This is a genomic window from Streptomyces sp. NPDC050508 (assembly GCF_040655155.1).
GTDB lineage: Bacteria > Actinomycetota > Actinomycetes > Streptomycetales > Streptomycetaceae > Streptomyces.
In genome coordinates, this window is sequence record NZ_JBFAJJ010000001.1 from 936341 (window position 1) to 954153 (window position 17813).

The window sequence follows — 17813 nt, forward strand, 5'->3', positions numbered from 1 at the left end:
GCTTCAGGTCTATCGGGCGACGACGGTGAGCAGGCTGCCGCGGACGCGGGGTCCACCGAGGGAGACCTTGCCGGTGCGGCCGAGGTGGTCAAGTTTGACCAGGGCGGCTTCGGCGAGGTTCGTTCCCGCCGTGCAGGTGACGTGGCGCTGCTTGGTGCCGGGGCCGGACTTCGCCGCGCCGGTCGGCCGCGTGCGACCGCCCCGGGGCTTGCCGGTCGCCGAGTCGCGGTCGTGCGTCGTCCAGCCGGAGTGCTGGTGCACCGTGAGGCCTTCGGCCTTCGGTGCGGCAAGGGTACTCGCGGCGGACAGGGGTGCGGCCATGGAGCTGTGCCTTTCGGATCAGCGCGTTAAGTGTGCAGTCGGGACAAGGGAGTTGAGGCCCGACGTGCTTCTGTGACCGGGTCCGCGTCTCATGGCGTTCAGGATGGCGCAAACTATGCCTCGCGTGGGGCGAATTCGATCTGTTGCCCTCGTCGGTAGTGACCGGCGGGGCGGTGGGTCGCCAGCCGCACTCCGCGGACCAGCGCCCACAGCAGCAGCCCGGCCAGCACCGGAGCGCCGAACAGGATCGTCAGACCGGCCCCGATGTTGGCGCCGAGCACCCCGGCCGTCAGCACCCGCCAGCCCACTCCGACGATCACTCCGGCGAGCATCAGCGGCGCCAGCACCTCCCACCAGCGCCGGTCCAGCTCCCCGCGCCGCGAGGCCCGCACGAGCAGCGTGACGCCGACTCCCGCCAGCAGCAGGGCGACCACTCCGATCACGGCGGCCGTGCCGTCCGGAATGTCCGACGGCCGGTAGGCGTAGTCGAGTTCGGAGGCCGGGAAACCTTCGGTGTCCTGCCGGCCCAGCAGGCCCCAGGCGGCTGTCGGTACGGCGGCGACCAGTGCGACGGCGGCCGACAGTTGTGTTGTTCGTGGTGTCATGCGTCGATCGTCGTATCGCCGGATGGCGGAGGGCATGAGCTCGGGTACTCAGGCCGGGCGCGGACGGGGGCGGTGCGTACTCAGGCCCGAGCGCACGGATGCCGCTGCCGTCTACGGGACGGCGGCCCCCACGCGGGAACGGCCGCGCCCCGATTGTTAGCCTCGGTCATGGCCAGTTTCCCTTTGCCCCGACACGGATCGCGATGAGTACGGTCGCCGCCGCCTTCCCGCTCGGCGCCGAGACCACGCTCGCCGAACTCGCCGGGGACCCGCATCCGCGGCTGGCGCGACTCCGCGAGCGTGAACCCGTGTCCTGGCTGCCCGAGTTGGACGGCTGGCTGGTGACCCGGCGCGACCTCGCCCTGAGCGTGATGCGGGACGCGGCCACGTTCACCGTGGACGACCCCCGCTTCTCCACCGCCCAGGTCGTCGGCCCGAGCATGCTGTCCCTCGACGGAGAACGGCACGCCCGCCACCGCGAACCCTTCACCGCGCCCTTCCGCCCCCGCGAAGTACGGGACGGCTTCGCCTCGTTCATCGAGCGGGAGACCGACCGGCTCGTCACCGCACTGCGCCCGACGGGCACCGGCGAACTGCGGCGCGCCTTCGCGGGCCCGCTCGCGGTCGCCGTCGTGACCGAGGCACTCGGGCTGACCGGCACCACCCCGTCCACCGTGCTCTCCTGGTACGACGCCATCGTGCAGTCGGTCTCGGACATCACCGCCGGGCACGAGGCGGGCTCCGCCGGCACCAAGGCGTACGCGGAACTGCGCGCGTCCGTCGAAGCCACCGTCGCTGACCGGGGCGGTGCCTCACTCCTCGTCTCCGCCGCCGGGCGGCTCTCGGTGCCCGAAGTGGCCTCCAACGCCGCGGTGTTGATGTTCGGCGGCATCGAGACCACCGAAGCGATGATCACCAACGCACTGCTGCATCTGCTCCGGCACCCCGACCAACTCGCCCTCGTCCGGGCCGACATGGGCCTGCTGGACGGCGCGATCGAGGAATCGCTGCGCCTCGAACCGGGCGCGGCCGTCGTGGACCGCTACGCCACCCGCGACACCGTCCTCGGCCCGGCCACGATCCGCGAGGGCGACCTGGTCACCGTCTCCCTGACCGGCGCCAACCGCGACCCGGCCGTCTTCCCCGACCCCGACCGCTTCGACGTCCGCCGCGAGAACGCACGCCTCCAACTCGCCTTCGCCCACGGCCCGCACTACTGCCTCGCCGCACACCTCGCCCGCCTGGAGACCCGCATCGCCCTCCAGTCCCTCCTCGAACGCCTCCCCGCCCTGCGCCTCGACCCGGACCACCCCACCGCTCCACAAGGACTGGTCTTCCGCAAGCCGCCGACGCTCCACGTGCGGTGGGACGCCACGACCTGACACGGCGAGCCGCGGCGATGACGATCCGTCAGAATCCCTTCACTCGCGGCCCACTTGCCGCTCCATGACCTCCACCAGACGTCCCAGCGCCTTCAGCACCTCACCCCGGTCATCGCCCAGCCCCGCCAACAGCCGCACTTCGGCGGCGAGTTGGCGGGGGAAAAGGTCGTCCACGGCCTTGGCTCCGGCCGGTGTGATGGTCACCAGGGCGGCACGCCGGTCGGCCGGATTCGGGGTACGGGCGATGAAGCCCCGCTTCTCCAGCTTGCCCAGGGCCTTGCTGACGCCCGCGCGGGACAGACCGAGCCACTCGGCGAGGCGCCGGGCGATCACCGGCTCCGTGGCGTGGCGCAGGGGGATCAGCATGTCGACCTCGGGGGCGGTGAGCGCGGCACCCGCGTAAAGGGGCTCCACCGCCCGGTTCAGGAGCCCGGTGGCGTGCTTGAGCAGGCCGATCAGCTCCATGGGGGAGGTGTCGAGGCCGGGATTGTGCTCGGTCCACCGGGCGCGGACATCTGCGGGGGAGGGTGACATGCGGCTCGTCTTCTCACTTCCGTCATTGTTCACCGGTGAACCATCGGTTACCGTTATGGTCATGGTATCGCCGTCCCCCTCAAATTCCGCCGCCGCGGCGCGCGCCGCCGCACCGGCCGACTCCACCGATCCCTCCCGGCGCGCCGCCGTCGCCCTGGTCGCCGTCCTCGCCGCGCTGACCGCGGTCGCCCCGCTCGCGACCGACATGTACGTCCCCGGTTTCCCCGCCATGGGGGACACGCTCGGCGCGAGCAGCTCGGCCGTACAGCTGACGATGACCGCGTTCCTGGCCGGACTCGTCGTCGGCCAGCTGTTGATCGGTCCGCTCAGCGACAGCCTCGGCCGCCGCGGGCTGCTGCTGTCCGGGACGGCCGCGTTCACGTTCTTCTCCGTGGCGTGCGCCCTCGCCCCCGACATCGGGATGCTCACCGGCGCCCGGTTCCTCCAGGGCGTCTCGGGCGCGGCCGGCATGGTGCTGGCCCGCGCCGTGCTCACCGACCGCTTCCAAGGCGCCGAACTACCGCGCTACTTCGCGGTGCTCTCGCAGATCATGGGCGTCGCGCCGGTCGCCGCGCCCGTGCTCGGCGGGGCGATCCTGGCCGTGTCGACCTGGCGCGCGGTGTTCGTCGTACTGACCGTGATGGGCGGTCTGTTGCTGCTGGGCGTACTCCGCAAGGTCCCGGAGACCCTCCCGCCGGAGCGACGGCACGCCGGCGGGATCACGAACACCTTCCGCGCGATGGGAGCATTGCTCGGCCAACGCACGTTCATGGGGTACGTCCTGGTCCTCGCGTTCATCTCGGCCGCGCTGTTCGCCTACATCAGCGGCTCCAGCTTCGTCTTCGAGAACCTGCACGGAGTGTCGGCCACGACGTACTCCCTCATCTTCGCGAGCAACGCCGTCGCCATGCTGATCGCCGGCGCCACCTTCTCCCAACTCGCCGGACGGGTACGGCTGAACAGCCTCCTCGTGGCGGCGGTCGGCGTCGCGACGGTCGGCGCACTGGCCCAGGTCCTGCTGGTGCTCACCGTGGGGGAGACCCTCGCCGGCACCTGGATCACCCTGTTCGTCACGGCCGGCGGCATCGGCATGGTCTTCCCGTCGACCCTGAGCATCGGCCAGGCCCTCGGCCGCAACGCCCCGGGCGCGGCCTCCGCCCTCCTCGGCGGCCTGCAGTTCCTGTTCGGCGCACTCGCCGCGCCCCTGGTCGGGCTGTTCGGGGAGGACAGTTCGCTGCCGATGGCGGTGATCATGCTGATCGCCGTGGCGGCGGCGGGAGTTGCGCTGGTGGGGCTGGCCAGGCCTTGGGAGGGACGAGGGGAGCCGACGGCGACGTAGTGACGTAGGACCCGTCCGGAGTTCCCTCGCACTCCCGTGTGCGGTGTGACCCAGGGTGCTTGGCGCTTGGGGCGTCCCGCCAGGTCACCCGCCGGGCCGCCCCGCTCCCTCGACTGCAGGCTCTAGGTGTGGCCGCCGCCACTGGGCCCGTTCAGGGTGATGTCGTCGGCGTAGTACCTGCCCTGTGCGTACCAGCCGTGCACGTAGATGGTCGCCTTGGTCTGGGATGCGCCTGTGGTGAAGGAGACGGTCAGTGGGCTGTAGTCGGAGGGGGAAGTGGTCCAGGTGGAGGTTCCGCCGTCCACGCCCAGGTAGACGTAGGAGCCGCGGACCCAGCCGCTGAGGGAGTAGGTGGTGTTCGGCCGTACCGCGACGGTCTGGTCGCATTGCGCGGTGTCGCTCGAACTCACCGTCCCCTGGAGGGCTTTGGAGCCCGTGTGGACGGGGGAGGTGACGACGGAGGCCGGGGTGCCGGTGCAGTTCCACGGCGAGACACTGCCCGCCTCGAAGCCGGGGTTGGTCAGGACGTCGGCGTCCTCGGCCGCGCTCGGGGCCACCGACGTCGGGGCGGCCGACGCGCTCGCCGGGGGTGCGGCCGGGGTGGCCTCGGTAGGGCCGGGGATCAGCAGCGAGCAGCCGAAGCCGGCGACGGCCGCCGCGACGAGGGCGATCACCACGGCCGCCCGGCGCTGTCCGGGCCCCAGGCGCGGGCGGTCTACGGGGCGCGGCGAGCGGGCGTTGCCGTCGGGTACGGGGAGTCTCTCCGTCCTGCCCCCGGGGACGGGCGGGAGTTCCTCCGTCTCGCCGTCGGCCGGGGCGCGGGGGCCGGGTGCGGTCACGGTTGCGTGGCCGCGGTAGTCCTTGTCCTGGCGTATCTCATCGAGGAGTTGGGCCAGCGCGTCGGTGCGGCGCAGGCGCAGCACGCGGATGGGCTCCAGCGCGGTGCGGTTGTCCGGTGCGTCGGAGGCAGGCGGTGTGGGCACGGTGCTCTCCTTCCGTCCCGTGGCAGAGACAGGGGCTGTCCCTGCGGAATTCATACGCAGGGACAGCCCCGGAGGTTCAGCCGGCGGCGCGCCCGGGGAAGCCGCGTTCGACGCCCACGAGGTCAAGGACAGCCGTACGTCGACCGGGCGTTGACGCGGGCCGGTCTGAAGTCCTCGGCCTCCATCGACGCCTCGTCGGTACCGCGACGGCCGTAGGCCAGACCTCCTTCCTCCACAGCTCCACCGCCTCCTCGCCGCGCTCGATCGCCCGACGGGCGCGCAGCCGGCACGACCACCCGTGCCGCTCCGCCGACCGCTCACTCACCCGCAGCGCGGCAGCGATACCCGATCAAGTTCAGACAGCGATCCTGGTCACCCTCGGGACGTAGGACGCCGGCAAGTTGACCCAGTGGTTGCGAGAGCGAAGGACCCGTTTGGGGCTTCCATGACGGGGCGTTGAATCTGCTGTGCTGTCCTTTTTTCGGCAACTTTCCGGGGGAGGACAGCACGTGATCGTGACCATGCGCAGTGAGGATCTGCCGGCCGCCGACCGGTTTCCGTGGTGGTGCGAGCAGGTGGCCCAGGACATCGTGCCGTCGATGGTCAGCAGCCCGCACGCCGACGACTTCCGGTCCGTGGTGACGGTGGCGGATCTGGGCCCGGTCCTGCTGACGGCGCTGGACTACCCGGAGATGCGGTCCGTACGCTCGTCGGCCCTGGTGCGCCGCTCGGACCCCGAGCGGTACGGGCTCAGCGTCGTCCTGGCCAACGAGCTGTGCTTCGCCCAGGGGGACAACGAATCCCGGCTGACCCCGGGCCAGTTGCTGCTCCACGACACCTCCCAGCCGTTCGAGACCCGCGCCCTGCCCGGGGCCGGCCGGGGGGAGATGGTGATGCTCCAACTACCCAGGACCGCACTGCCGTTACGCCCTGAGCGGCTGAACCCACTGCTCGCGCGGGGCATGTCCGCCGCCACCGGGATCAGCGCCGTCTTCGCCCACTACCTCGTCGGCGTCGCCGGGGCCGTCGGGCGGCGAGAGGTCGGCGAGCGCGAGGTCCGACGGCTGGGCGAGGTGGCCCTCGACCTGGCCTCCGCGACCCTGGCCTCGTACATCGACGCCGAGGACCGACTGCCCCCGGAGACCCGACGCCAGGCGCTACTCGCCCGGATCGAGGCGTTCGTCGAACACAACCTCGCGGACCCGGAGTTGACGCCCGCCGCGGTGGCCGCTCATCACCACATATCCCTCGGCTATCTGCACCGGCTTTTCCAGCACCGCGAACTCACCGTCGCGGCCTGGATACGCCACCTGCGCCTGGAGCATGCCCGGGCCGACCTCGCCGACCCACGGCTGCGTCACCACCCGGTCCACGCCGTAGGCGCACGCTGGGGCTTCCACCATGCCGCCGACTTCAGCCGCGCCTTCCGTACCGTGCACGGCGTGCCCCCGGGCGACTACCGCCGTCAGGCCCTGCAGGCGGGCGGTACGGCAGTGGACGCAGCGTCAATGAACAGGTGACGCTGGGCCAACGACGTCACCCCCTGCGCACTGACACCGTGTCCAACAGGTTCACGAACAGGAGTGCAGGATGAGTACTACCGCTCAGGCAACCACGGCACAGGTCCGGCAGGCGATGGTGAGCAACTGTCTCTGGGGGGTCCAGCACGACGCAGACATCCACTACTCGCAGGCCCGGCCGATGCCCATCGGTATAGCCGTGCACGCGCTTCCCTTCTCGACCGACTGCTCGGGATTCGCCACACTCATGGCGAAGTGGAGCGGGGCCGGGGACCCGAACGGCTCCGGGTTCAACGGGCAGGGCTACACCGGCACGATGCTCGGCCACTGCGAGCACATCACCGCAGCCGAGACCCAGCCCGGCGACTTCGTGGTCTTCGGCGCGGGCACCGGTACGCACGTCGTCATCCTCGTCGAGAGTGCGGCCAAGGGCCTCGGGGCACTGTGCGTGTCCCACGGCCAGGAGGCCGACCCGATCCGCACCACCCTGGCGGACGAGGCGAACTCGCACCGGGGCGAGCCCCTCACCTATCTCCGGCTGCCCGGCGGCGGCACCGGCTCGCCGACTCCGCCGCCCTCGAACCACAACCCGTACTGCCCGCTCACCGTGGACGGCGGGTTCGGGCCGCTGACCACGAAAGCACTCCAGTGGGTGCTGGGTGTGACCCCCGACGGTCAGTTCGGACCGAACACCAAGAAGGCGCTCCAGAGCCACCTCCATGTGCCCGTCGACGGCCAGATCGGTCCACAGACGATCAAGGCCCTCCAGGCACACGTAGGAGTCACCCAGGACGGGCAGTGGGGGAAGCAGACCACGGAGGGGCTGCAGAAGGCACTCAACGCAGGCCGCTTCTGAGAACCCCGGGGGCAGTCCAGCCCAGGGCTCGGATCAGGGAGGGCGCTCGCTCGTGCAGGCGGGTGGGCGCAGTCGCGAATGCGAGCCAGAGCGAACAGGCCTTCGTTCAGATAGAGGACTGCAACAGCGGGTACAACCAGCAGTGGATCAAGGGGACGATCACTGTCGCCGGCTCCACGCAGCTCGTCGCCCGGCACAGCGGCAAGTGCCTGAGTCCCATTGACCTCGGCTCGGTCGACCGCACCCGGGAGGTGCAGTACTCCTGTTCCTTCTCCGGATCTGAGCAGTGGAGCCCGTCCTGACCCCGGCGAGAACGGACGCCCCTGTCCGCGGCGAGAGTTCCACGATGTCCACCCCGACCGACAACGGCCAATGACGACCTCACCTGCGCAGCTCGCCGGTGAGGTGCGGAACGACACCGCACCCCACTGGAGGGCGGTTCAATCCCGCTGTTGGCGATGCCGACACTGCAGCGGCCGTCCGGAGCCGGGCGGGATCGTTCACGCCGATCACGGAACCCGGTTCACCTCCTGGGTCTTCGGTGAGCGAGTTCGAACACGGCCGCTGTGCCCGCTGGTCGTGGCAGGGGTTGCCGGGCAGCACTGTGTCCTTGGCGGCGGATGCGGCGGCGCCCCGGGCCGGAACGGCGGTCGATCGGCCCGTTACTCGTACCGGTACTTCAGCGAGTCCGCCTCCGCCTGTTCGATGTCGGCGATCGTCAGCTCCGGCATCCGCAGCTGGGCCAGCGTGACCTCGGCCGAGGTCGGCTGGGCGTCCGCCGTCAGCCACTGCTCCGGCTTCCAGGCCCCGCTGCGCAACAGCGACTTGGGGCAGTGCGGGTAGACCTCCTCGATCCCCACGACCAGCGCACTGGCCGGCGGCTTGCCCACGGCGGTCAGCTGCGACAGCAGCTCCGGGCGGGTGGAGACACAGGCCCGACCGTTCACCCTGAGCGTCGTGGTGCGCCCCGGGATGAGGAACAGCAGCCCGGCCCGCCCGGTGGCCACGACGTTCTGCAGGGTGTCCAGACGCTTGTTGCCGGTCGCGTCCGGTATCGCCACCGTCCGCGCGTCCAGGACGGCGACGAACCCGGCGGGGCCGCCGCGCGGAGAGACGTCACAGTTGCCCTCGGCGTCCGCGCTGGCGACCAGGACGAGCGATGAGCAGCCGATCAACCGCCGGGTCTGCTCGGTGAGTTCGGTCATCTGCTTGCGTACGGCCGTGGCGTTGGGGAGTTCGTAGGTCCGGCGCAGCGCCTCCTGGTCGCGCACGGCGTCGAGACGGAGCGAGTCGAAGGCACTGCCGGCAAGGGGTGACGTCATGCCTCCGACCCTAGTCGGCGGGCCTACGATCGATCTTGCTGATCCTGTGTTCGCCCCGTGCGGCGGCCCAGGTCGGCACCTTGCCGATCAAGGAGATGGGGACCCGGCTGGGCAGGCGGACCGCACCGGCGACTGGACCGCTGTTGTGGCGATCACGGGACGCGCCCGTCGCTCAACTGCCGTTCCTCCACCTTGAGTTGACTGCACGAACGGCGCCCGACGCTGAGCCGCACCTGCGTGAGGCTCTCCTCAACCAGCCGTTCTGATCGGTCGGTTGGGGGTGGGTGGGCGCGAACCCCGGTGAGCGGACCGGACCGGACCGCCGGTCGGTGACTGACACCGCTCATCGGTCGGAGTCGAACCCCTGCCAGCCGTTTTCGAGCAGGTCGAAGGCGCGGGTCACGGCCCGGCGTGGGTCGTCGTGGCCGCGGGCCGCGCGAGGCGCTTCGAGGGCGAAGTGGGCCAGGGCGGCGCAGGTGGGATCGTCAGCCGGCAGGCCGCTGTCCTCGGCGATGGTTCGGGCCAGGGCGTTGGCGTGGCGCAGCCACATGGTCTGGACGTAGTCACGCAGTGCCGGGGTGCTGTTGACCAGGTCGAAGAACGCGGTGAAGCGGGGGTCGCCGACCGTCGCGGCCATGCGGTAGCGCAGTGCGTGCTCGCGCAGTGCCGCGGGGATCGACCGGCCCTGAGGGCGTTCGCGCACCGCGGCGAGCAGGCGTGCCTCCTGGTCGGCGTCCTCGTCGAACACGAGGGCTTCCTTGACCGGGAAGTGCTTGAACAGGGTGGTGGTGGACACGTCGGCCGCGTCCGCGATCTCGCGGATGCCCACCTCGTCGTAGCCGCGTTCCAGGAACAGACGCAGGGCGGCGTCGGCGATGGCCTGGCGGGTGGCGGCCTTCTTTCGCTCGCGGCGCCCCAGCGGCGCCGCCGAGGCGGGGGTGGTGTCTGTGTCGGGCATACCCGGGAGCCTATCTCTTGGTTGACTGGATGCGAAAGTGCAACCGTTGCACTTATTGAGTCGGTGTGCTTTTCTGGAGTGGCGGCTCGCGGATCACCGCCCCGCCTCCTTCCTCTTCTCCCTGCCGTCCCTTCCTGCCTGAAAGGAGTGGATCAGCCATGTCCGCGACTGCTTCTCTCCCCGCCGCCGAGCCGGCCGTACCGAAGAACGTGCGCTGGGTACTGCTCGGCGTCATGCTCGCGATGCTGCTGTCGATGCTCGACAACATGGTCGTCAGCACCGCGATGCCCACGATCGTCGGCGACCTGGGAGGCCTGGAGCACATCTCCTGGGTCGTGACCGCCTACACGCTCGTCACCGCCGTGACCACCCCGGTGTGGGGCAAGCTCGGCGATCTGGTCGGCCGCAAGAGCATGTACCTGGCGTCGATCGCCGTGTTCGTCGTCGGCTCCGCCCTGTGCGGGGCGGCCCAGTCCATGGGCGAGCTGATCGCCTTCCGCATCGTGCAGGGCATCGGCGCCGGCGGCATCGGGGCGGGCGCCTTCGCCCTGATCGGCGCCCTCGTGCCGCCGCGTGAGCGTGGCAAGTACCAGGGCATGACCGCCTCCGTCATGGCGATCGGCACCATCGGCGGCCCGCTGCTCGGCGGGTTCATCACCGGCCACTGGGACTGGCGTTGGGCCTTCTACATCAACCTGCCCCTCGGTCTGGTCTCCCTGGTGTGGCTGGCGCTGCTGCTGCGCGCACCCGCCCAGCGCATCAAGGCGAAGATCGACTGGCTCGGTATCAGCCTGCTGACCATCACCATCACCGCCGTCGTCCTGGCAGCCACCTGGGCGGGCACCACCTACGCGTGGGGTTCCTGGCAGATCCTGTCCCTCGGCGCCGTGGCCGTGACCGGGCTGGTCCTGTTCGTACGGGTGGAGCAGCGGGTCGGTGAACCGCTGCTCCCGCTCAGCGTGTTCACCAACCACCGCAACTACCCCCTCGCCATGGTCCTGCTCCTGGTCTCCGGCGTGGTCATGTTCGGCGGCGGCCTGTACCTGCCGTTGTTCCAGCAGATCGTGCAGGGTGCGTCGGCCACCAACTCCGGGCTGCTGATGCTGCCGATGATGATCCCCGTCGTGATCGTGTCCACCCTCGCGGGCAAGGCCATGTCCGCCACCGGCAGGTACCGGATCTTCCCCGTCGTCGGCACCGCGTTCCTGACCGTCGGCCTCGGGCTGCTGGCCACCATGGACACCGGCACCTCGCGCCTGCTGACCGGCCTGTACATGGTGTTCGTCGGCATCGGCCTGGGCTTCACCCTGCAGATGGCCTCCACGATCGCGCAGAACAGCGTCGCGCTGCGGGACATGGGCGCGGCCATGAGCTCGGTCAACCTCTTCCGCACCCTGGGCGGATCGCTCGGCGTCGCCGTCTTCGGCTCGCTGTTCACCCGCGCCACCCAGTCACACCTGCCGGGCACCGGCGGCACCGACGCCGACGCGAGCGCCCTGCGGAAGCTTCCCGCGGGCGCCAAGGACGCCTACCTCGACGCGGTTTCCGTCGGCACCAGCCACATCTTCCTCACCGGCGCGATCCTCTGCGCCCTCGGCTTCCTCGCCGCGCTCCGCGTCATCGAAGTCCCGCTGAAGAAGGCCGGCCTGCCCGCACCCGCCGACACCACCGAGAACACCCCGGTCGGCACCGCCGGCTGACACAACTCCCGCGCACGGCAACACAGTTCGCGCCACATGAACGGAGCACCACCATGAACACCACTCCCACCCCCCGCATCGCTATCATCGGCGCCGGGCCCGGCGGTCTGACCTGCGCCCGGATCCTCCAGCGGCACGGCATCACCGCCACTGTGTACGACCACGAGACCGGCCCCGACGTCCGGAACCAGGGCGGAACCCTCGACCTGCACGAGGACAACGGCCAGATCGCCCTGCGCGAAGCCGGCCTGCTGGAGGAGTTCTTCCGACTGTCCCGCGCCGAGGGCCAGGAGTCCCGCCAGATGGACTCGGCAGGCACGATGCTCTTCCATCACACCCCCGACGAAGACGACATGTTCAAGCCGGAGATCGACCGCGGCCAGCTGCGCGACCTCCTCCTCGACTCGCTCCAGCCCGGCACCGTGCGCTGGGGACACACCCTTCGGGCCGTCGACGGCCCCGCGGAAGGCCCCCGGCAACTGCACTTCACCGACGGCACCACCATCGAGGCCGACCTCGTCATCGGCGCCGACGGCGCCTGGTCCAAGGTCCGACGCGCCATCTCCCCGGCCACCCCCCGGTACACCGGCGTCAGCTTCCTCGAAGCCTGGTTCGACGACGTCGAGAACCGGCACGCCGACATCGCCGAACTCGTCGGCCAGGGCAGCGCCGCCGCGGCCGACGGCGACCGCGGCCTGTTCGCCCAGCGCAGCAGCGGCGACCACATCCGCGTCTACGTCATCCAGCGCGTCCCCGTCGACTGGATCGCCGCCCAGGGTCTGACCGTCCAGGACACCGACGGCATCCGCGCGTTCCTCCTCGACCAGTTCCGCGACTGGTCACCCCGCCTGCGCCGACTGATCACCGACAACGACGGCCGCTACGTCGACCGCCCCATCCACGCCCTTCCCGTCCCGCACGCCTGGGAGCACAACCCCACGATCACCCTGCTCGGCGACGCCGCCCACCTCATGCCCCCGCTCGGCGTCGGCGTCAACCTCGCCATGCTCGACGCCTGCGAACTCGCCCTCGCCCTCGCGAACCACCACACCGTCGACGACGCCATCGACGCCTACGAGAAGACCATGCTGCCCCGCTCCCACGAGATGCAGCGGCTCCTCGACAACGGCGCCGAGGGGCTGCTGTCCACCGAACTGCCCGACTTCGTCACCGATACCGCTGAAACCGAGGTGCCTCGACCGACATCGGTCGAGCAGCGCGCGGGCCGTGTCGAGTCCTGAGTCGGACACGGTGGGGGCTTTCGGTCACGCCGTCCGGCTGGCCGACCCTGGCCGTGCCGGCCGACAAGCCGGTCGCTCTGCTCGCCCTCGTGTTCGTACAGGGCGCACTGTCGTTCGCGCTGGGCAGCACCCTGATCACCCAGGTCCTCTACGAGGCGGCAGGAGCTCCCACCATGGCCGGCTCCTACGCGACCGCGGCACTCAACACGGCACGTCTGCAATCCGGTATCGCCCCCTGTCACGAGGAAGGGAGCTGTTCGCGCACCCATTCAGGATCGGGGTTGACGTGCGGTCGGCCCGCCACGACGACAGTCGGCACGGTCTCATTGCCGTGGTTGGCCGCCCTCACCGCTGTCGCTCCAGCTGGGTCACGCCAGATGTCGACCCAATGCAACTGGCGGGCACTATGGCCCAATCGGATGCGCAGTCGCAGACAGTACTTACAGCCCGGCCGCCAGAAGACGACCGGCCGGCCGTCGACCGCGCTGCGGCGTTGTGCCTCCAGTGCACCGATCGACCTCGGGAAGACCAGCGGCGAGTGCAGGCCTGCAAGCAGCACGAACACCAGCAGGAGTACTGCGGCTGCGCCGGGTTTCTCCCTGAAGATCAGCCCCGTGGCGACGACTGAGCCGCAGAGCACAAGCAGCATTGGCAAGATCCAAGCGCGCATCATGGTGGTGCAGGCTATCGGCGAGTCGAAAAGCTGGCGTTGTCAGTACGGCGCCCGAGTCGACGTTCCTTGGTTTCGTCACGGTCGGACCGCCGGCCCGCAGGGTCGCAGTTGCACCGCTGGTGCTGGTGCTGGTGCTGGTGCTGGACGCGATGGCAGACCGTTGCCCCACGGGCATCTACGGTGCACCGCGCACCGGGTCGTTCATCTCACAGCGAAGGATCACAGGACGAGGTGGCCCACGCCGTCCCTGATGGCGATCTCCGTGCCGAACGGTTCGGAGAGCCGTTGCAGCCGCGACAGGATCCGCTCCGCGGTGGGCGGATCGGCCGGCCGGGGGATGCCTCGGTCGGCGTCGCGGGGGCTGTCCCAGTGCAGTTCGATCGGATGCAGTTCTACGGCTCGGAGGGTGCCGGGGGAGTCGAAGCGGCTGACGGCGACCACCGACTCGTACCAGATCTGTTCGCCGAAGACTCCGTGGACCCGCTTGCGTTCGAGGAACTCGGCCTCGGTCTCGTGCTCGTGGCCGCCGTCCTTGTCGTAGGCGCCCCGAGTCAGTGGCTGCTGGGTGTTCTCCATGAAGAAGAAGTTGCCGAGGGAGTAGAAGATCGGGCGGCCCCGGTACACCTCGATACCGCGGAGCTGGTGGGGGCCGTGGCCGAGGAACGCGTCGGCGCCGTTGTCGATCGCCTCGCGGGCGAGGGGAGGGAGGAAGTCGGGGGGTTCCTGGCTGTAGTTGCCGGGCTCGTGGGTGTGCATCGTGGCGATCGTGAAGTCGGAGGTCTGTTTGGCCTGCCGGACGGCGTGCAGCACCTCGCGGCGGTCCGACTCGTGGACGGAGAAGTGGAATTCGACCGTGTCGGTGTGTGGCTCGGGGCCGGGCTTGGCCGCGTAGCGGGTGCCGAAGAGCGTGACCGTGTCGTCCCTGCGGTCCGCCGCGAGGACGGAGGCGCGGACCGATCCGGGCGGCAACGCGTCGCGGATCAGGGCGAGTTCGCGCAGCCGCTGGGCCGGGACGAGCACATGCCGCGTGGTGCGCAGGGCGTTGACGCCGGGGCGGCCCGGGACGCGGCCGAGAGGGTCGGCGGCGCGGGACATGGGCTCGAAGCGGGAGGCGACCGAGACCAGGGAGACACGGCCCGCGGGGGTGGTGAGGAAGCGCGGGGAGCGGGCGTCGGCGAGAGTGTCGCCGGTGCCGGCGTGGACGATGCCCGCCTCGGTGAGCAGCCGGTCGGTGGAGCGCATGCCGGCCACGCCCCAGTCGGTGGTGTGGTTGTTGGCCCTGGCCACCAGGTCGAACCCCAACCGGCTTAGATCCGCAGGTACTTGAGCGGTGCTGATCAGCCATGACCCGCCGGACTCGGCCTCGGGCCAGCCGTCGAAGGCCGCCAGGTCGAGTGCCGTGCTCTCGAAGTTGCCGAAGGTCACGTCGGCCGACCGCAGCAGGTCGGGCAAGCGGGGCGAGCGGGCCTCCAGGAGCGGGGCGAGCGCGTCGTCGAGGATCAGGTCGCCGACCGCGGCGAGGGTGAAGCCGTCGCGCACATTGGCGTGCCGCCAGGCGGGCGACAGCGCTCCGTCAGTCATCCGGGGTGTCCTTGGTCCGGAGCACGGAGAGCGTCAGCCACGAACGGCCGCCCGTGTGGACCCTGTTGGTGGCGACGACCTTGCGCCGGTCGCCGACCTCCGTGCCACCGGTGTTGGAATTGACGTCGAAGCGGGGGAAGTTGCTGGAACTGACGTCGAGCCGCAGCCGGTGGCCGGCCAGGAACAGGTTCGCCGTGTCGGGCGCCTCCACGGTGATCTCGTACAGCTCTCCCGGTGTCATCAGCTCCGGATCGCTGAAGGAGTCGCGGTAGCGGCAGCGCAGGATGCCGTCGGTGAGGTTCATCGCGAAACCCTGAGGATGGTCCGTGCTCGGCGGGTGGACGTCGACGAGCTTGACCGTGAAGTCGGTGTCACGGGCCGTGGACGACACGGTGAGATGCACGGTGACCGGTCCGGCGACCGCCAAGTCCTCGGTGAGCGGCGGGGTTTGGAAGACCAGTACGTCCGGCCGGCTGTCGAGGGGCAGATGGGGCTCGGTCACGCCGAAGAACCGGTCGTCGGGGTGCTGGTGGAAGGCGCCCCCGCTCATCACCGGTTCGCCGGAGGTGACCTGGCCACCCAGGGTGGGTACGGGGTCGCGGGGGTCGAAGTCGTACTCCAGGAAGGAGTCCTGGGTGTCGGTCGTGTCGGACGCGGTCGTGAGTGTTCCCGAACTGCCCAGGACGAGCGTGAGGTCGACGCTCTCCTCGGGCGGCCAGGAGGTGGCGGTGCACCAGCGTCCGCCGTGGTCGAGCCGTCCCTCGGCGGTGCGCCGCCCGGAGCCGCCGCCCATGAGGAAGTACCGCACCGGAGGCGGCGGGTCGGCCATGCCCTCCGGTCCGAGGTGCGCGTCGAACCAGCTCAGCCGCATCGCGGCGTAGTGCTCGGCGAGACTGCCCTCCAGCCGCGCCTGCGGGCCGAAGTCGACGTCTCCCGCGAAGCTCCGGCTGCGCGCACCGTGCGTCCACGGGCCGAGCACCAGATACGCCGGGCTGTGCTTCTTGCGCCCGAGCTCACGGAAGTTCTCGGTGGCGGTGCGGATGTAGGGGTCGTACCAGCTGGACATGTGCAGGCTCGGCACGTCGGGGAAGTCGTCGTAGAAGCCGCGGGCGTAGATGCCCGGCTGTTCCCAGTACGGGCCGAAGGCGCCGTTCTCCCACTGTTCGAGGAGGTAGTCCTCGTACTCCGGGACGAACCGCAGCGGGCTCGCGCCGCGCCGCCAGGGCATGCGGGTGAACCAGGCACTGAGGTCCTCCGCCTCCAGTGCGGCGCGCAGGGTCGGATCGGTGCGTACCGTCTCGCTCACCTTGGCGCGGTGGAACGCCCAGGTGGCCTGCTTGAGTTCGAAGGCGCCGCCCATCCGGGTGCCCGCCTCGTAGGCACTGGCGAAGCCGCCGGAGTCGAGGAACATCGCGGCCAGATGGGGTGCGCCCAGCGAGGCGAGGGCGGCCTGCGTGTGCGCGGAGTAGGAGACGCCCATGGTCGCGACCCGGCCGTCGCACCAGGGCTGGGCGGCGATCCACTCGACGGTGTCGTAGCCGTCGGTTGCCTCGTTCAGGTACTTGACGAAGGTGCCCTCGGAGTCGCCGCGGCCCCGGCAGTCCTGCCGTACGATCCGGTACCCGCCCCGGGTGAACACCTCGGCCGCGGTCTCGGGCGCGGGCGGGTTCTCGGCGCCGAGGGCACCGTCGGAGGCGCGCGGGGCCCGACGGCCGTAGGGGGTGCGCTCCAGGATGACCGGTCCCGGTCCCGGGTCGGGCCGGTCGGCGTAGACGTCGGCGACGAGTCGTACACCGTCCCTGACCGTCGTCCGCAGCACCCGCCGCCAGCAGGTCCGCCCGCCGGGCAGTGGCACCCGCTGCCACGTGTCCTCGTCGGCCGCCATCACTTGGCGCCGGGGAACTGCGACTTCAACGCGGGCCAGGCGGTGAGGAGTTCGGGCTCCGGCCGGGTGGTGAAGTACTTGCGGTACAGCTTGGCGTAGCTGCCGTCCGCGACCATGGCGGCGAACTGCTGGTCGAGGGCCTTGAGGAAGGCGGAGTGGTGCTTGGGCACCGCCATCGAGGTCGGGTGGTCGACCGGGGCGGACACCGCCTGCCGCAGACCGGGGTACTGCTTGGCGAACTCCGTCGCGTCCGGACCGCCCACCATGAAGGCGTCGATGCTGCCGTTGAGGAGTTGGCTCACCGCCGCGTTCGGGGTCTGGAACTGCACCGGGTCCGCTTTCGGTATCCGCGTGGGCAGTTGGGCCTCCTGCGACGATCCGGTCACCACTCCGACCCGTTTGCCGTTGAAGCCGTCGAAGGTGGAGATCCTGCTCTTCGAGGTCGTCAGGACGGTCACCGTGCTCCAGAACAGCGGCTTGGTGAAGTCGACACTCTTGGCCCGCTCCTCGGTGACCCCGAGGCCGGACGAGGCCAGGTCGTACTGGCCGGCGGTCAGTCCGGCCAGTGACGCGGTGACCGACGTCGACTTGTAATCGACCTTCAGCCCAAGGCGTTTGGCCGCCGCGTCCGTCAAGTCCACGATGAATCCGGTCGGTTGACCCGAGTCCTTGGCGTAGGCGAAGGGTGGCTGGCCGGTCTGGGTGGCGGATCTGATGGTTCCGGCCTCGATCAGGCCGTACGGATTGGCGTCGGACGTCTTGGCGGTGTCCGAACCGCTGCCGCAGGCGGCAAGCGGGAGGACGAGGCCGGACAGGGCGAGGAGCGTGAGGAGCGGGCGACGACGCCCGGGAAGATTACGGGATGTTACGGACACGGGTGGTTCTCCTTGGGTAAGCAGGGGGTGGTGGGGTG

Annotated in this window: 16 protein-coding genes and 2 pseudogenes; 8 read left to right on the plus strand and 10 right to left on the minus strand. The window is 70.4% G+C overall.

All coding sequences use genetic code 11. From position 1 onward, the window contains the following. Positions 1-9: 9 nt before the first annotated feature. Entirely contained in the window at positions 10-321 is a 312-nt protein-coding gene (locus AB0I69_RS04210; protein WP_363093964.1) for a hypothetical protein, read from the minus strand. 113 nt (positions 322-434) lie between these two features. Beyond that, positions 435-926, minus strand: a complete 492-nt coding sequence (locus AB0I69_RS04215) for a hypothetical protein (protein ID WP_363093965.1) — start codon at positions 924-926, stop codon at positions 435-437. A 203-nt stretch (positions 927-1129) separates the two neighbouring features. Between AB0I69_RS04215 and AB0I69_RS04220 the strand changes: the two genes are divergently transcribed. After that, positions 1130-2308 carry a cytochrome P450 gene (locus AB0I69_RS04220; RefSeq protein WP_363093966.1) on the plus strand — a complete coding sequence of 393 codons (1179 nt, stop codon included), beginning with the start codon at positions 1130-1132 and terminating at the stop codon, positions 2306-2308. Between the two features lie 39 nt (positions 2309-2347). Here the strand turns inward: AB0I69_RS04220 and AB0I69_RS04225 are convergent, their stop codons facing one another. Next, positions 2348-2842 carry a MarR family transcriptional regulator gene (locus tag AB0I69_RS04225; RefSeq protein ID WP_363093967.1) on the minus strand — a complete coding sequence of 165 codons (495 nt, stop codon included), beginning with the start codon at positions 2840-2842 and terminating at the stop codon, positions 2348-2350. Between the two features lie 61 nt (positions 2843-2903). On the opposite strand from AB0I69_RS04225, the gene AB0I69_RS04230 reads away from it, so the two are divergent. Further along, the gene (locus tag AB0I69_RS04230) at positions 2904-4181 is read left to right on the plus strand and encodes a multidrug effflux MFS transporter (protein WP_363093968.1); all 1278 of its coding nucleotides are present in this window, start codon (positions 2904-2906) and stop codon (positions 4179-4181) included. Between the two features lie 131 nt (positions 4182-4312). On the opposite strand, the pseudogene AB0I69_RS04235 reads toward AB0I69_RS04230, so the two are convergent. After that, positions 4313-4723, minus strand: a pseudogene (locus AB0I69_RS04235) (carbohydrate binding domain-containing protein); the annotation flags it as partial. A gap of 962 nt (positions 4724-5685) precedes the next feature. Between AB0I69_RS04235 and AB0I69_RS04240 the strand changes: the two are divergent. From AB0I69_RS04240 to AB0I69_RS04250, 3 genes are all read left to right on the plus strand, one after another. Further along, on the plus strand, positions 5686-6684 hold the full coding sequence (locus AB0I69_RS04240; RefSeq protein WP_363094169.1) for a helix-turn-helix domain-containing protein: 999 nt from the start codon (positions 5686-5688) through the stop codon (positions 6682-6684). A 70-nt stretch (positions 6685-6754) separates the two neighbouring features. Further along, positions 6755-7540, plus strand: coding sequence for a peptidoglycan-binding domain-containing protein (locus AB0I69_RS04245; RefSeq protein WP_363093969.1), 786 nt, complete (start codon positions 6755-6757; stop codon positions 7538-7540). A 62-nt stretch (positions 7541-7602) separates the two neighbouring features. After that, entirely contained in the window at positions 7603-7842 is a 240-nt protein-coding gene (locus tag AB0I69_RS04250) for an RICIN domain-containing protein (RefSeq protein WP_363093970.1), read from the plus strand. A gap of 360 nt (positions 7843-8202) precedes the next feature. On the opposite strand, the gene AB0I69_RS04255 is transcribed toward AB0I69_RS04250, so the two are convergent. After that, positions 8203-8862 carry an MSMEG_1061 family FMN-dependent PPOX-type flavoprotein gene (locus AB0I69_RS04255; protein WP_363093971.1) on the minus strand — a complete coding sequence of 220 codons (660 nt, stop codon included), beginning with the start codon at positions 8860-8862 and terminating at the stop codon, positions 8203-8205. A 343-nt stretch (positions 8863-9205) separates the two neighbouring features. Further along, entirely contained in the window at positions 9206-9820 is a 615-nt protein-coding gene (locus AB0I69_RS04260; RefSeq protein WP_363093972.1) for a helix-turn-helix domain-containing protein, read from the minus strand. A 158-nt stretch (positions 9821-9978) separates the two neighbouring features. Here AB0I69_RS04260 and AB0I69_RS04265 point away from each other — a divergent pair, with 158 nt between their 5' ends. From AB0I69_RS04265 to AB0I69_RS04275, 3 genes and pseudogenes are all read left to right on the plus strand, one after another. Beyond that, on the plus strand, positions 9979-11520 hold the full coding sequence (locus AB0I69_RS04265; RefSeq protein WP_363093973.1) for an MDR family MFS transporter: 1542 nt from the start codon (positions 9979-9981) through the stop codon (positions 11518-11520). 53 nt (positions 11521-11573) lie between these two features. Continuing rightward, positions 11574-12761, plus strand: a complete 1188-nt coding sequence (locus AB0I69_RS04270; protein ID WP_363093974.1) for an NAD(P)/FAD-dependent oxidoreductase — start codon at positions 11574-11576, stop codon at positions 12759-12761. A 35-nt stretch (positions 12762-12796) separates the two neighbouring features. Beyond that, a pseudogene (locus AB0I69_RS04275) lies at positions 12797-12967 on the plus strand (chloramphenicol efflux MFS transporter); the annotation flags it as partial. A 32-nt stretch (positions 12968-12999) separates the two neighbouring features. Here AB0I69_RS04275 and AB0I69_RS04280 read toward each other — a convergent pair. From AB0I69_RS04280 to AB0I69_RS04295, 4 genes are all read right to left on the minus strand, one after another. Continuing rightward, complete coding sequence (locus AB0I69_RS04280) at positions 13000-13434, minus strand: glutaredoxin domain-containing protein (RefSeq protein WP_363093975.1); 435 nt, start codon at positions 13432-13434, stop codon at positions 13000-13002. A gap of 219 nt (positions 13435-13653) precedes the next feature. Continuing rightward, on the minus strand, positions 13654-15015 hold the full coding sequence (locus AB0I69_RS04285) for a CapA family protein (protein WP_363093976.1): 1362 nt from the start codon (positions 15013-15015) through the stop codon (positions 13654-13656). Next, entirely contained in the window at positions 15008-16900 is a 1893-nt protein-coding gene (locus AB0I69_RS04290; RefSeq protein WP_363093978.1) for a CocE/NonD family hydrolase, read from the minus strand. Before AB0I69_RS04290 ends, AB0I69_RS04285 begins: the two co-directional genes overlap by 8 nt. Further along, complete coding sequence (locus tag AB0I69_RS04295) at positions 16900-17775, minus strand: transporter substrate-binding domain-containing protein (protein ID WP_363093979.1); 876 nt, start codon at positions 17773-17775, stop codon at positions 16900-16902. Before AB0I69_RS04295 ends, AB0I69_RS04290 begins: the two co-directional genes overlap by 1 nt. Between the last annotated feature and the right edge of the window lie 38 nt (positions 17776-17813).